This window comes from Citrobacter sp. LJND-P06 (assembly GCF_058188415.1).
In genome coordinates, this window is sequence record NZ_CP187317.1 from 2689935 (window position 1) to 2705113 (window position 15179).

Genomic DNA, 15179 nt, shown 5'->3' on the forward strand with positions numbered 1-15179 from the left:
GAGTCAGGACAGATGAAGACGTTATCTCCCGCTGTAATTCAGTTACCCTGGCGTCAGGACGCCGCTGAACACTATTTTACGCCGCTGAGTCATACCCCCTGGGCCATGCTTCTGCATTCTGGTCACGCGGATCATCCGCATAACCGCTTTGACATTTTGGTGGCCGATCCCATCACGACGCTGGTCACACAGGGAGAAAAAACACGGGTCTGCGATGCGCATCACTGCACCACAACGACGGATGATCCGCTGAACGTTGTGCAGACAGCGCTGGCATCTCTGGCGATGACCCCATCGCACAGTGACGATTTGCCGTTTCAGGGGGGAGCTCTGGGGCTTTTTGGCTACGATCTGGGGCGCCGTTTTGAATCGCTGCCCGATATCGCTCAACACGATATCACGTTGCCGGATATGGCGGTGGGAATTTACGACTGGGCGCTGATTGTCGATAACCAAAAACAGACCGTGTCGCTGCTCAGCCATTCGAACGCACTCGCAAGACTCGACTGGCTGGAAAGCCAACAGGCACCAGTGCATGAGCCGTTCAGATTAACCTCCGCCTGGCAGTCAAACATGACACGCGCGCAGTATGGTGAAAAATTTCGCCAGGTGCAGGCCTATCTGCACAGCGGCGACTGCTATCAGGTGAATCTTGCCCAGCGTTTTCAGGCGGACTATCAGGGCGACGAATGGCAAGCGTTTGTGCGCCTCAATCAGGCCAACCGCGCCCCCTTCAGCGCCTTTTTACGTCTGGAAGATGGCGCAATTTTGAGCCTTTCGCCCGAACGATTTATTCAACTCGCGAACGGACACATTCAGACCCGACCGATTAAAGGGACGCTTCCGCGTCTGGAAGATCCGCACGATGATCGCCAGCAGGCGCAAAAACTCGCCAGCTCACCGAAAGACCGGGCGGAAAACCTGATGATTGTCGATCTGATGCGTAATGATATTGGCCGCGTCGCCGTGCCGGGGTCTGTCAGGGTACCCGAACTGTTTGTCGTTGAGCCGTTTCCGGCGGTACACCATCTGGTCAGTACCATCACCGCACAATTGCCCGACCACCTGCACGCCACCGATCTGCTGCGTGCCGCCTTCCCTGGCGGTTCGATCACCGGCGCGCCGAAAGTCCGCGCGATGGAAATTATTGATGAGCTGGAGCCCCAGCGACGCAATGCCTGGTGCGGCAGCATCGGGTATCTCAGCGTTTGCGGCAATATGGATACCAGCATCACCATTCGCACCCTGAGCGCGACCCAGGGAAAACTGTCGTGTTCCGCAGGCGGCGGGATTGTGGCGGACAGCCAGGAAGCGGCGGAATATCAGGAAACGTTTGATAAAGTGAATCGTATTTTGCATCAACTGGAGAACTAAGACGTGGATAACAGCAGCCTGACGCTCGATGATTTTTTATCACGGTTTCAACTTTTACGCCCAGAGGTGAATCGTGAAACGCTGAATAACCGTCAGGCCGCCGTACTGATCCCCGTCGTTCGTCGCCCCCAGCCTGGACTGCTGCTCACCCAGCGCTCGGTTCATCTGCGTAAACACGCCGGTCAGGTGGCCTTTCCCGGCGGCGCGGTAGACAGTAGCGATGCGTCACTTATCGCCGCTGCGCTGCGCGAAGCCCACGAAGAGGTCGCTATCCCGCCTGAGGTCGTTGAGGTGATTGGGGTACTCCCTCCGGTGGACAGCGTTACCGGGTTTCGGGTGACGCCCGTCGTGGGCATCATCCCACCCGATCTTCATTACCACGCCAGTGAAGATGAAGTGTCTGCCGTGTTTGAAATGCCGCTGGCGCAAGCGCTGCAACTCAGGCGATATCATCCACTGGATGTGTATCGTCGCGGGGACTCTCATCGCGTCTGGCTTTCGTGGTATGAGCATTATTTCGTCTGGGGCATGACGGCCGGAATTATTCGTGAGCTGGCGCTGCAAATTGGCATGAGACCCTGACTATACTTAACTTTACACGTACCCAACACGACTTGAAACTCCACGCCCAATATTAGTAAAAGCAAGGTTACCTATTAGTTTAATTCATGTGAATAGTTAAGCTGATAGGCCTATTCCCTCTTACACTATGCAAAGTTATTACATCGTTACTGGAACCCCCAGTTACCCTGTCAGGAGTATTATCGTGATTAGTCTATTCGACATGTTTAAGGTAGGGATTGGTCCCTCATCCTCCCATACTGTAGGGCCTATGAAGGCGGGTAAACAGTTCGTCGATGACCTGGTCGAAAAAGGATTATTGGATAGCGTTACCCGTGTCGCCGTGGATGTATACGGCTCACTGTCATTAACGGGTAAAGGTCACCACACGGATATCGCCATTATTATGGGTCTGGCGGGGAACGAACCTGCCACCGTTGATATTGATAGCATCCCGGGTTTTATCCGCGACGTTGAAACGCGCGGACGCCTGTTGCTGGCTCAGGGTCGGCATGAAGTGGATTTCCCGCACGATAACGGGATGCGTTTTCATAATGACAATCTGTCATTGCATGAGAACGGAATGCAGATCCATGCGTGGAACGGCGAAACCGTCATCTACAGCAAAACGTATTATTCCATCGGCGGCGGTTTTATCGTTGATGAAGAGCATTTTGGTCAGGACGCAACGGGTGATGTGAGCGTGCCTTATCCGTTCAAATCAGCCACCGAAATGCTGGAATATTGCAACAGCACCGGCCTGTCGCTTTCTGGCATGGTGATGCAAAACGAACTGGCGCTGCACAGCAAGAAAGAGATTGAAGAGTATTTCGCCAATGTCTGGCAGACCATGCAAGCCTGTATCGATCGCGGCATGAACACCGAAGGTATTCTGCCTGGCCCGCTGCGCGTTCCGCGCCGTGCGTCGGCGTTACGCCGGATGCTGGTTTCCAGCGACAAGCTCTCCAGCGATCCAATGAATGTTATCGATTGGGTGAACATGTTCGCCCTTGCCGTTAACGAAGAGAACGCGGCGGGTGGTCGGGTGGTGACAGCACCAACCAACGGCGCCTGCGGTATCGTCCCTGCGGTGCTGGCGTATTATGATCATTTTATTGAGTCAGTCAGCCCGGACATCTATACCCGTTACTTTATGGCCGCTGGCGCTATCGGCGCACTGTATAAAATGAACGCCTCTATTTCTGGTGCTGAAGTCGGCTGCCAGGGTGAAGTTGGCGTGGCCTGCTCCATGGCCGCTGCGGGTCTGGCGGAGCTGCTGGGCGCCAGCCCGGAGCAAGTCTGCGTGGCAGCCGAAATCGGTATGGAACACAACTTGGGCTTAACCTGCGATCCGGTTGCAGGTCAGGTGCAAGTACCGTGTATCGAACGTAACGCGATTGCCTCGGTAAAAGCGATCAACGCCGCGCGTATGGCAATGCGTCGTACCAGCGCACCGCGTGTCTCGCTGGATAAAGTCATCGAAACCATGTACGAAACGGGCAAAGACATGAACGCCAAGTACCGTGAAACGTCGCGTGGTGGACTGGCCATCAAAGTGCAGTGTGACTAATACCTGAACCTCGCCCATCTGCAACGGATGGGCGAATTTTACGCATCGCCCTCGTCTACGGTAATTTTCCCCACTACACTTGCTCTGTCGCGGTTGGCTTTTGTTGCCAACGGCTTATCGGGCAGCTCGCATGCAAACAGCTCAACGGATCATTAAAAAATACCGTCGTAACCGTTTCATTGTTTGCACGATTTGTGCGCTGACCACGCTCATCCTGACGTTATGCGTCCGCTTTATGTCGGAGCGAAATTTTAATCATCATCGTACCGTGTCGTTCGCCAGTCATGCGGTTAGCGCGCTGGATGATGTCCTGCGGCCCCTCAAGTCCGGCCGCGATGTGATGTTGCCGTTGATTGGCCTGCCCTGCTCCGTCACCCATTTAGCGCTGCGTAAACAGGCGGCCAAACTGCAAACGGTTCGTTCCATTGGTCTGGTTCAGGGGGGCGTGTTGTACTGCTCCAGTATCTTCGGCTATCGCAATGTGCCGGTCAGCCACCTGCATACCAACCTTCCGACGCCCGAGCCTTTACTGCTTCTCTCCATCGACCGCTCGCTGATTAAGGGCAGTCCTATTCTTATCCAGTGGTATCCGTCATCCTCCAGCGGCAAAGACGGGGTACTGATGATAGTGAACATTGATTTGCTGGCGGATATGCTTCTTGAACCCGAACAGCCGCAAATCACCAGCGCGAGTTTGTCGGTTGGCAATCGCCACTTCCTTTACGGCAGAGGGGTTGTCGACACGTTACCTCCGCTCAATGGCGAACAACGTTACCAGCTTTCCTCACCCGCTTTTCCGTTCACCATTAGCGCGACCGGCCCTGGGGCGGAAGAGCTGGCGCTAAAGCATCTCCCTTCTCAGCTCCCGCTCGCCATGATGCTGAGTCTGTTGGTGGGGTATCTCACGTGGCTGGCGACCGCCAACAGAATGAGTTTCTCCTGGGAGATCAATCTGGCCCTTGCCGGGCGAGAGTTTGAGCTTTTTTGTCAGCCGTTAGTGAACGCCCGTACACAGCAATGTATTGGCGTAGAAATTCTGCTGCGCTGGAATAATCCCCGACAGGGTTGGATCTCTCCGGATGTGTTTATTCCGATTGCCGAAGAGCACCATCTCATTGCCCCACTAACCCGCTACGTGATTGCGGAGACGGTTCGCCAGCGGCATTTTTTTCCGATGAGTAGCCAGTTTCACATCGGGATCAATGTGGCGGCCAGCCACTTTCGGCATGGCCTATTGTTAAAAGATCTCAACCACTACTGGTTTAAAGCGCAACCCATTCAGAAACTCGTTCTTGAACTCACGGAGCGGGATGCGTTGCTTGATGTGGACTATCGCATGGTTCGCGAACTTCACCGTAAAGGTGTCAAACTCGCGATTGATGATTTTGGGACGGGAAACAGCTCACTGTCGTGGCTGGAAAAACTGCGGCCGGACGTACTGAAGATAGATAAGTCGTTTACCGGCGCTATCGGCACCGATGCGGTGAATTCGACCGTGACCGATATCATCATTGCCCTCGGACAGCGGTTGAATATCGAACTGGTGGCGGAAGGGGTAGAAACACCCGCGCAGGCGCAGCATCTTCGCCGACACGGCGTACATATACTGCAAGGATATCTGTATGCGAAACCGATGCCATTACGTGATTTTCCACAGTGGCTGGCGGGCAGCTCACCGCCGCCCGCCCAGCATAACGGGCATATGATGCCCGCCATACCGTTCCGTTAACCCTGTTTATTCATCTTCGTCATGCGCGGGTTGCTCTTTAACAATGCGAACCAGATCAACCCGATAGTCATTGGCTTCGACAATCGTAATGCTCAATGGCGCGACCTCAATCACATCGCCCACGCGTGGAATATGGCCGTTTACCGCAATAACCAGTCCCGCGACCGTGGCGATTTCATCGTCATCGTCCACCAGATTATCGACCGCCAGCGCCTGTTGTAGCGCATGGAGATCGGTGCCACCTTTCACCAGCCAACCGTCCGCGTCGGTAATGATTTCCGGTGTTTCATCCGCATCCGGGAACTCACCGGCAATCGCTTCCAGAACGTCCAGCGGCGTCACCAGTCCCTGCACAACGCCAAATTCGTTGGTGACGATAACAAAGCTACCGCGAGCACGACGCAATACGCCCAACAGGTTGATCGGGTCTAACGTTTCCGGAACCACAATGGCCGGCGATGCGGAGGCAATGGCCGCAACATCGACGCCCTCTTCCAGGGCCACCAGCAGTTCTTTCGCACGGACGATACCGATAATTTCATCAAGCTCGCCACGGCACACCGGGAACAAACTGTGCGGAGAAGAGAGCAATTGCTCGCGGATTTCGTCCACGCTCAGACTCGCATCAACCCAGCTAATCTCACCGCGTGGCGTCATAATGCCGCGTAATGAGCGCGACGCCAGCGTCAACACGCCGTTAATCATGTAACGCTCTTCATCGGCAAAGGCGCCTTCCAGAACGGGAACCACCGCCGGAATATCCGATTCACTCTGCACATTCGCCTGCCGTTTTCCGCCCATTAAGCGCAGAATCGCGTCAGCGGTACGCGCACGCAGCGGTAACGTCGACTGATGGCGAATAAAATTACGTCGGGCAATTTGGTTAAACAGCTCAATAATAATCGAGAAGCCAATCGCCGCGTACAGATACCCTTTCGGAATGTGGAAGCCGAAACCTTCAGCCACCAGACTCAAACCAATCATCAGCAGGAAGCTCAGACAGAGCACGACCACCGTCGGATGTTGGTTCACGAAACGTGTCAGCGGTTTAGAGGCCAGCAGCATCACCGCCATCGCAATGACCACGGCCGCCATCATCACTGGCAGGTGGTTAACCATACCGACAGCGGTAATGACCGCATCCAGCGAGAAGACCGCATCCAGAATCACAATCTGCGTAACTACCACCCAAAAACTGGCATAGCCTTTACCGTGCCCGGAATCATGCTCGCGATTTTCCAGCCTTTCATGGAGTTCCGTGGTGGCTTTAAACAGCAAGAATATCCCCCCAAGCAGCATGATCAGGTCACGCCCCGAGAAGGTGAGATCCCAAACGGTAAAGAGCGGTTTGGTTAAGGTCACCATCCACGAAATGATGGACAGCAACGCAAGACGCATGAATAGCGCCAGTGACAAACCGATGAGACGTGCTTTATCGCGCTGCTTTGGTGGCAGTTTGTCAGCCAGAATCGCGATAAAGACCAGGTTATCAATACCCAGAACAATTTCGAGAACAACAAGCGTGAGCAGCCCCACCCAAATTGAGGGGTCCATTAAGAATTCCATGACAAGCTCCTGCTTAAGGAATAGCCAGACGGCGCGCTGAACATCTCAGGCGATAAAGCAATGTGCAAATTCAGATTGTGGCAAACGTTGCCAGAATGGCAGGCGCAAAGCGACCTGAAGGTGAAATGACGTCGGTGACGATCCATACATCGGGCTACTGCCCTATACTCCTTAGAAATGAAACAGATCATAAACATAACAGAGACAATATCTTTTTGGCAAAGATTTACGGTCCTTTGCAAAGAGATGTGACCGAGATATTTTACACCACGAAATTTCTCGTAACCGAAACCCAAATTACGGACATCCATCACATAAAATATTTTTTTCGATAACTAAAATAATTCCCGAAAATCAGCAGTTTTCTATTGTAACCCTTATCTGAATCGATTCGATTGCGGACGGCGATTCAAACTACATTTTGCGTCGATGTGTTAACAATAATAAAGGAGGTAGCAAGTGACCATTGCTATTGTGATAGGCACACATGGTTGGGCTGCAGAGCAGTTGCTTAAAACAGCCGAAATGCTGTTAGGCGAGCAGGAAAATGTCGGCTGGATCGATTTCGTTCCAGGCGAAAATGCCGAGACGCTTATCGAAAAGTACAACGCTCAGTTGGCAAAACTCGATACCAGTAAAGGCGTGCTATTTCTCGTCGATACATGGGGAGGCAGTCCGTTTAACGCTGCCAGCCGCATTGTCGTTGACAAAGAGCATTATGAAGTTGTCGCAGGCGTTAACATTCCCATGTTGGTGGAAACGTTTATGGCCCGTGATGACAACCCGAGCTTTGACGAATTAGTTGCTGTGGCAGTTGAAACCGGACGTGAAGGTGTGAAAGCGCTGAAAGCAAAACCGGTTGAAAAAGCAGTGCCCGCTCCGGTTGCAACAGCACCCAAAACCGTCGCATCGGCGAAACCCATGGGGCCTGATGATTATATGACCATCGGCCTGGCCCGTATTGATGACCGTCTTATCCACGGCCAGGTGGCAACGCGCTGGACCAAAGAGACTAACGTGACCCGCATTATCGTGGTAAGCGATGAAGTGGCTGCGGATAACGTTCGTAAAACCCTGTTAACACAAGTCGCACCTCCGGGCGTAACGGCACACGTTGTCGATGTCGAGAAGATGATTCGCGTCTACAACAACCCGAAATACGCCGGCAATCGCGTCATGCTGTTGTTCACCAATCCTACTGATGTGGAGCGTATCGTCGAAGGTGGCGTGAAAATCACCTCCGTGAACATTGGCGGTATGGCCTTCCGCCAGGGCAAAACGCAGGTTAACAATGCAGTTTCCGTCGATGAGAAAGATATCGTCGCTTTCAAAAAACTCAACGAACGCGGTATCGAACTTGAAGTTCGTAAAGTGTCCACCGATCAGAAACTGAAAATGATGGACTTGATCGCCAAAGTGGCGAAGTAACCCGTCATCATTAATTAGCTTTCACACTTAAGTCTGTATAGCAATAGGAGAAGTACAATGGAGATTACCACTCTTCAGATTGTGCTGGTGTTCATCGTCGCATGTATCGCGGGTATGGAGTCGGTACTTGATGAATTTCAGTTCCACCGTCCGCTGATAGCCTGTACGCTGATCGGCGCCGTTCTCGGGGATATGAAAACCGGTATTATCATCGGTGGTACCCTGGAAATGATCGCTCTGGGCTGGATGAACATCGGTGCTGCCGTTGCACCCGATGCCGCACTGGCGTCCATTATTTCAACCGTTCTGGTTATCGCCGGTCACCAAAGCATTGGTGCGGGTATCGCGCTGGCTATTCCGCTAGCAGCGGCAGGCCAGGTTCTGACCATCATCGTGCGTACTATCACCGTGGCATTCCAGCACGCAGCGGATAAGGCAGCCGAAAACGGCAACCTCACGGCGCTGTCCTGGATCCACGTCTCTTCCCTGTTCCTGCAAGCAATGCGTATCGCCATTCCGGCCGTTATCGTGGCTATCTCTGTCGGTACCAGTGAAGTGCAGAGCATGCTTAATGCGATTCCGGAAGTTGTTACCGGTGGTCTGAATATTGCGGGCGGTATGATCGTCGTCGTCGGTTACGCAATGGTCATCAACATGATGCGTGCGGGCTACCTGATGCCGTTCTTCTACCTCGGCTTTGTGACCGCCGCATTTACTAACTTCAACCTGGTCGCTCTGGGTGTGATTGGCGCAGTTATGGCCATCCTCTACATTCAGTTGAGCCCGAAATATAACCGCGTAGCGGGTGCGCCAGCTCAGGCTGCTGGTGATAACTCTCTCGATAATGAACTGGACTAGCAGGTGAGCGAAATGGTTGATATGACTAAAACAACTACCGAGAAAAAACTCACTCAGAGTGACATTCGTGGCGTGTTCATTCGTTCTAACCTGTTTCAGGGTTCATGGAACTTCGAACGTATGCAGGCGCTGGGCTTCTGCTTCTCGATGATACCGGCCATCCGCCGTTTGTATCCTGAGAACAACGACGAGCGCAAACAAGCGATTAAACGTCACCTGGAGTTCTTTAACACCCATCCTTACGTGGCGGCTCCGGTACTGGGCGTTACGCTGGCAATGGAAGAACAACGCGCTAACGGCGCGGAGATTGACGATGGTGCCATCAACGGTATCAAAGTCGGTCTGATGGGGCCGTTAGCGGGCGTCGGCGACCCGATCTTCTGGGGAACGGTGCGTCCGGTGTTTGCCGCGCTGGGTGCCGGTATTGCGATGAGCGGTAGCCTGCTCGGCCCTCTGCTGTTCTTCATCCTGTTCAACGCCGTACGTCTGGCAACCCGTTACTACGGCGTGGCCTACGGTTATCGTAAAGGTGTCGATATCGTTTCTGATATGGGCGGCGGTTTCCTGCAGAAACTGACTGAGGGGGCGTCAATTCTCGGCCTGTTTGTCATGGGGGCGCTGGTTAACAAGTGGACGCACGTCAACATCCCGCTGGTGGTGTCGACCATCACCGGTCAGGATGGACAAACCCGCGTGACCACCGTGCAGACCATCCTTGACCAGTTGATGCCGGGTCTGGTGCCGCTGCTGCTGACCTTCGCCTGTATGTGGCTGCTGCGTAAAAAAGTAAACGCCCTGTGGATCATCGTTGGCTTCTTCGTCATCGGTATCGCAGGTTACTCTGTAGGTCTGTTGGGTCTGTAATAACGTGGTACTTTACCGGGGGCCTGCCCCCGGTTTTTTATTTGGAGGATTCATGACAATCACGGACCTGGTGCTGGTTCTCTTTATTGCCGTGTTGCTGGCATTTGCCCTTTACGATCAGTTCATCATGCCCCGCCGTCACGGCTCTACCCTGCTTTCTGTTCCCCTGTTGCGTCGCAGTCGTGTGGACAGTGTCATCTTTATTGGCCTGGTCCTCATTCTTATCTATAACAACGCCACCAGCCACGGGCCACAAACCACCACATGGTTATTATGTGGTTTGGTATTAATGGGGGTGTATCTGTTCTGGATCCGGGCGCCCAAAATCATCTTTAAGCCAAAAGGCTTCTTCTTCGCCAATGCGTGGATAGAATATAACCGGGTTAAAGAAATGAATTTATCCGAGGATGGCGTGCTGGTTATGCAATTAGAACAACGCCGATTACTGGTGCGCGTACGAAATATAGACGATCTGGAAAGAATATATAAACTTCTCGTTTCTGCTCAATGAGTTAATAATATAGCCTGAACTATATCCCGGTATATCAACCAACGAAAAACATAGCTCAGGCTATATTTTAATAGCTAAAATTATTATTCCTCTTAACCTTTCATTGATATTTAAATCTAAATGAAAATCGTTTTCAGTTAGAAGTCAAATATTAATTCCTCATTGTTGTTTTATATTCTCAAAATATGTTAAGGTTGCGCCGTCATTTGGGGAGTAGCCGATTTCCAGACTCCGGAAATGTACGTGTCAACATACTCGTTGAAAAACGTGGCGCGTACGGACTGAACACACTCAGTCAGGCGAGACCATATGCACATCAACTGCTATGCCACCAAAATGCGAATTCTGTATTTACAGATGCGCGTCAGGGGCATGTTTGCTGGGGGCGGTGATGTGTTTTATGGAAACCCCGGTCAGGACGCTATCATGCATGTTACCGCTACAATTCTTCTCGCTTTTGGCATGTCGATGGACGCCTTCGCTGCGTCGATTGGTAAAGGTGCCACCCTGCATAAACCCAAATTCTCCGAAGCACTGCGCACCGGCCTTATTTTTGGCGCTGTCGAAACGCTGACCCCGCTGATTGGCTGGGGCATGGGGATGCTGGCGAGTAAATTCGTTCTCGAATGGAACCACTGGATAGCCTTCCTGCTGCTGATTTTCCTCGGCGGGCGTATGATCATTGAAGGCTTTCGTGATAGCGATGACGAAGACGCAGAGCCCCTGCGCCGTCACAGCTTTTGGCTGTTAGTAACAACAGCCATTGCCACCAGTCTGGATGCCATGGCTGTGGGGGTCGGTTTAGCCTTCCTGCAGGTAAATATCATTGCGACGGCGCTGGCCATTGGCTGCGCGACGCTTTGCATGTCGACGCTGGGAATGATGATCGGCCGATTCATTGGCCCAATGCTGGGCAAACGCGCTGAAATTTTAGGCGGGATCGTGCTGATTGGCATTGGCGCCCAGATCCTCTGGGCCCATTTTTACGGCTAACTGTCGCGCTGCCAGAGGTGAAGACTGAAATCGGTCTGGCAGTCAAATACTTTCCTGGCTGACAGCCCTTCCCACACCTCGGGTTTTGCCCGCCATGCGAAAGGCGTCATCTGTAACAACGCCACAGCCTCACTGCCGCTAAGGCTCATCGGATAGTTCAACGCCACGCTTTGCTGTAACGTAAACCCGTCGATCTGCTCCGTGTGCGGCGCATGCAGTCGAATCTCATCATAAATCAGCCCCTTGAGTTCCATTAAATGGCGTGGCCCCGGCGTTGCGGTGATAACCCACCCACCCGGTTTGACAACTCTGGCTAACTCTTCTGCTTTGCACGGCGCGTATATCCTGATGATGGCATCCATTGACGCATCAGCAAATGGCAGACGGTGACTCGAGGCAACGCAGAACGTCACCTGCGGATAACGCTTTGCCGCAGACTTAATCGCCACTTTCGCCACATCCAGCCCAAACACGGTAATGCCTGGCTGCGCATCGGCAAACGCATGGGTGTAATACCCTTCGCCGCAGCCAATATCGAGAACCGACGTCGCATGGGGAAGTAAACGTTCATTGAGGATAGTGACGATAGCGTCACGCAGCGGCTGATAATGCCCGGCGTCAAGAAACGCCCGGCGCGCCTGCATCATTTCCGCACTGTCACCGGGGTCACGCGAGCGTTTATGCTGCACCGGCAGTAAGTTGACATATCCTTCTTTCGCCACGTCAAACTGATGTCGTTGCGGACAGATAAAACTGTTTTGTACTTGCGCAAGAGGCTGGTGGCAAAGAGGACAAGAAAACGACATGACAACTCCGGCTGAAAACTTCGGGGCGCAAGTGTAACGCGAATTGCGCCCCGGGAAAATATACTCTCAGTAATTCACGTTGCAAAACAACGCGCGCTAACGCCCTGAATGCTGGCCCGCAGGCCATGTAACCCGGCGCTCTTCGTGTGCAGGCGACGGCGCACGGTTGCCGTGCATGACCAGCAAATGGTCTGAGTCGGCGGGCATACCATCAGGCTTAACGTTTTCGAGGCGTAATACGTCGCCCATAATCTGGCTAAAGACCGGAGCCGAAACCGCCCCGCCATAATAAGCGCCATTCTGCGGATCGTTGATAACCACCACCAGCGCAAATTTCGGGGCGCTCGCCGGAGCGACGCCCGCCGTGTAGGCCACATATTTGTCGATGTACTTTCCATCATCGCCAATTTTTTTCGCCGTGCCGGTTTTCACCGCGACACGATAATCTCTCACCGCCGCTTTGGTTCCCCCGCCGCCAGGCAACGCAACGCTCTCCATCATATGTTCCACTTCGTGAACCAGGCTTTCCGACATCACCCGGGTGCCCATCACCGGGGGATCGATACGGGTGATGGAGAGCGGCCGATAAATACCAAAGCTGCCGATCGTCGCGTAAACATGCGCCAGTTGTAGCGGCGTCACCATCAGACCATAACCGAAAGCGAAGGTTGCCCGGTCGAGGGAGCTCCAGTAACGGCGTTGAGGCAGCAAACCGCGACTCTCCCCGGTTAATCCCAGACCTGTTGGCGTACCAAATCCGAAGCGTTTATAGGTATCGAGCAATTGCTGAACCGGCATCGCGAGTGAGAGATGCGAAACCCCCGTGTCACTCGATTTTTGCAAAATGCCGGTTAAAGAGAGCTCAGGGTAGAAGCCCACGTCACGGATACGATGACCATCAAGAATAAACGGATGCGTGTCGATCACGCTGTCTGGCTGCACAATCCCCTGCTTTAGCGCCGTCATGATCACTAACGGTTTGACGGTCGAGCCGGGTTCGAAGGTATCGCTAATGGCTCGATTTCGAAAATCGTCCAGCACCGCCCCTTCGCGATTGTTCGGGTTAAAATCCGGGAAGCTTGCCATCGCGAGAATTTCGCCGGTGGCGACGCTGACCAGCACCGCGGCGCCCGACTCCGCTTTGTTCCAGGTGACGGCATTGTCTAAAGCATCTTCCGTCACGGTCTGCAAACGCTCATCAATACTGAGTTGCAACTCGTGCGCCGGAATAGACGTGACTTCCGTGATGTTCTCAATCACGTGGCCAAACTTGTCTTTACGGACAAGACGCGAGCCCGGTTTTCCCGTTAATTGCGAATTAAAACTTTTCTCAACCCCTTCAATCCCCTGTCCGTCTATATTGGTAAAACCAATCAGGTTAGCCGCAACATGTCCGGCAGGATAAAATCGACGTGATTCTTCGCGCAGATTGATCCCCGCAAGGTTAAGTTTGTCTATCCATTGTGCTTGTTGCGGGGACACCTGGCGCGCCAGATAGATAAATCGCCCTGCCGGATTACTGTTAACGCGCTTTGCCAGCGTACTTAACGACAGATGCAGCGTACTTGCCAATGCTTGCCAGCGTTCGTTATATCCCACACCGCCCTTGCTGATGATGGTTTTAGGATCGGCCCAGACAGCATTCACCGGCACGCTGACGGCCAGCGGACGCCCTTCCCTGTCCGTAATCATCCCGCGCACAGATGCCGTCGTGACTTCACGTAGCGAGCGCATATCCTCTTGTCTGACCAGGTTGGTCGGCGTGACAATTTGCAACCACGCAAGGCGCCCGAGTAATAACCCCATACTGACCACTATTGCCGCGCAAAGCAGCGCGAAACGCACGGGGGTAAAATTAGCCACAGCGCCGTCACTTTTCTTTTTCACCTGCTCTCCAGCAAACTTACTTTTCAGGTGATTGATTTAACGAAAAATAGTGAGGGGAAACGGGAAAAACAATGCTACGAACTTCGCGGTTTTGCAACAAAGCGCAAACAGGAGGGCATTCAGAAATGTTTTGACGCAAGTTGAATTAAAAAGCCCCGCATTTGCGAGGCTTTATATCTGAGGTTGATGCGCCTGAACGCTTCAAATCAGTGGTGTCGATCAGATAGCTGTTACGTTAACAGCAGCCGGACCTTTCTGGCCGTCCTGAATTTCGAACTCAACGTTCTGGCCTTCAGCCAGAGTTTTGAAGCCATTACCCTGGATAGCGGAGAAGTGTACAAACACGTCTTTGCTGCCATCAGCCGGAGTAATGAAACCAAAACCTTTAGACTCGTTGAACCACTTAACTTGACCTTTAATCTTTGCCATTTGCAAAATTCCTTAGATTGTTTTCTTCGCCCGCAGGCATAACATAGATAAAACTGAGACATTACTGCTTGAGGCACTAATATAAGGTTCGGCAGAGAAGCGGTATTCAACGACAACGTTTTTACTCAGGACTTCTTTACTGAAAATGCCACACATAAACAGAACTGTACCTCGTTTAACCCAAGCCGTGTTATCACATACAACGTAAAATATGGCAAGCCATTTTTAAACGTGTCTCGATCAGTCGCACAAATCCCGAAAGACGGCAAAGCGCGACTGCACAGTTATGCGCTAAATCCGCTGAAGATATATTTTCGCCTCTCTGCGTCTGCGCTGACAGACCGCAGTCAGAACAGATGCTTTTCTACCATAGCTCAATAACTTCGGTTGTTCCAGGCAAGTTGATTAACTTATCGCCACAAGTGACAGATATCACTTTTTATGCTTTGTAATGCATAAATTGTCACATAACAAAAACACATTAATTGAAAAAAAACAGATAGGAATGACTGATTTTTGAATGGATTAATGCGCCAACATTCTCCGACGACGTTATGCACCAAAATAATGAAGGTACGATGACAATGCACAAAAAAAGTGAGA

General features: G+C 52.5%; 15 protein-coding genes. 9 read left to right on the top strand and 6 right to left on the bottom strand.

The annotated features are described in order from the left end of the window. Positions 1-12: 12 nt before the first annotated feature. From pabB to ACO7SM_RS12925, 4 genes are all read left to right on the top strand, one after another. The gene (gene pabB, locus ACO7SM_RS12910) at positions 13-1374 is read left to right on the top strand and encodes an aminodeoxychorismate synthase component 1 (protein WP_490467879.1); all 1362 of its coding nucleotides are present in this window, start codon (positions 13-15) and stop codon (positions 1372-1374) included. A 3-nt stretch (positions 1375-1377) separates the two neighbouring features. Beyond that, the gene (locus ACO7SM_RS12915) at positions 1378-1956 is read left to right on the top strand and encodes a CoA pyrophosphatase (protein WP_490467880.1); all 579 of its coding nucleotides are present in this window, start codon (positions 1378-1380) and stop codon (positions 1954-1956) included. A gap of 184 nt (positions 1957-2140) precedes the next feature. Next, positions 2141-3505 (top strand): L-serine ammonia-lyase, encoded by a 1365-nt coding sequence (sdaA, locus tag ACO7SM_RS12920; protein ID WP_490467881.1) that lies wholly within the window; start codon positions 2141-2143, stop codon positions 3503-3505. A 130-nt stretch (positions 3506-3635) separates the two neighbouring features. Further along, positions 3636-5234, top strand: coding sequence for an EAL domain-containing protein (locus ACO7SM_RS12925; protein WP_490467882.1), 1599 nt, complete (start codon positions 3636-3638; stop codon positions 5232-5234). Positions 5235-5240: 6 nt separating this feature from the next. On the opposite strand, the gene yoaE is transcribed toward ACO7SM_RS12925, so the two are convergent. Continuing rightward, a complete protein-coding gene (gene yoaE, locus ACO7SM_RS12930; RefSeq protein WP_203358107.1) occupies positions 5241-6800 on the bottom strand; it encodes a CNNM family cation transport protein YoaE in 1560 nt (519 codons plus the stop codon). Beyond that, on the bottom strand, positions 6788-7111 hold the full coding sequence (locus ACO7SM_RS12935; RefSeq protein ID WP_490470944.1) for a protein YoaL: 324 nt from the start codon (positions 7109-7111) through the stop codon (positions 6788-6790). Before ACO7SM_RS12935 ends, yoaE begins: the two co-directional genes overlap by 13 nt. Before the next feature lie 148 nt (positions 7112-7259). Here ACO7SM_RS12935 and manX point away from each other — a divergent pair, with 148 nt between their 5' ends. The 5 genes from manX to mntP all read left to right on the top strand — a co-directional run bounded on the left by manX (position 7260) and on the right by mntP (position 11454). Next, the gene (gene manX / locus ACO7SM_RS12940) at positions 7260-8228 is read left to right on the top strand and encodes a PTS mannose transporter subunit IIAB (protein ID WP_490467883.1); all 969 of its coding nucleotides are present in this window, start codon (positions 7260-7262) and stop codon (positions 8226-8228) included. Positions 8229-8285: 57 nt separating this feature from the next. Further along, the gene (gene manY / locus ACO7SM_RS12945) at positions 8286-9086 is read left to right on the top strand and encodes a PTS mannose transporter subunit IIC (RefSeq protein ID WP_162379735.1); all 801 of its coding nucleotides are present in this window, start codon (positions 8286-8288) and stop codon (positions 9084-9086) included. Between the two features lie 12 nt (positions 9087-9098). Continuing rightward, positions 9099-9950, top strand: coding sequence for a PTS mannose transporter subunit IID (locus ACO7SM_RS12950; protein WP_203358109.1), 852 nt, complete (start codon positions 9099-9101; stop codon positions 9948-9950). Positions 9951-10002: 52 nt separating this feature from the next. Then, on the top strand, positions 10003-10461 hold the full coding sequence (locus ACO7SM_RS12955) for a DUF986 family protein (protein ID WP_490467884.1): 459 nt from the start codon (positions 10003-10005) through the stop codon (positions 10459-10461). Positions 10462-10887: 426 nt separating this feature from the next. Then, positions 10888-11454, top strand: coding sequence for a manganese efflux pump MntP (gene mntP, locus ACO7SM_RS12960; protein WP_490470945.1), 567 nt, complete (start codon positions 10888-10890; stop codon positions 11452-11454). On the opposite strand, the gene rlmA is transcribed toward mntP, so the two are convergent. The 4 genes from rlmA to ACO7SM_RS12980 form a co-directional block, all read right to left on the bottom strand. Further along, complete coding sequence (rlmA, locus tag ACO7SM_RS12965) at positions 11451-12260, bottom strand: 23S rRNA (guanine(745)-N(1))-methyltransferase (RefSeq protein WP_490467885.1); 810 nt, start codon at positions 12258-12260, stop codon at positions 11451-11453. The genes mntP and rlmA overlap by 4 nt on opposite strands. A 96-nt stretch (positions 12261-12356) precedes the next feature. Further along, a complete protein-coding gene (gene ftsI / locus ACO7SM_RS12970; protein WP_490467886.1) occupies positions 12357-14147 on the bottom strand; it encodes a peptidoglycan glycosyltransferase FtsI in 1791 nt (596 codons plus the stop codon). A 219-nt stretch (positions 14148-14366) separates the two neighbouring features. Then, positions 14367-14576 carry a transcription antiterminator/RNA stability regulator CspE gene (gene cspE, locus ACO7SM_RS12975; RefSeq protein WP_001062678.1) on the bottom strand — a complete coding sequence of 70 codons (210 nt, stop codon included), beginning with the start codon at positions 14574-14576 and terminating at the stop codon, positions 14367-14369. Positions 14577-14588: 12 nt separating this feature from the next. Continuing rightward, positions 14589-14732 carry a DUF2627 domain-containing protein gene (locus ACO7SM_RS12980; protein WP_192611929.1) on the bottom strand — a complete coding sequence of 48 codons (144 nt, stop codon included), beginning with the start codon at positions 14730-14732 and terminating at the stop codon, positions 14589-14591. Positions 14733-15179 lie beyond the last annotated feature (447 nt).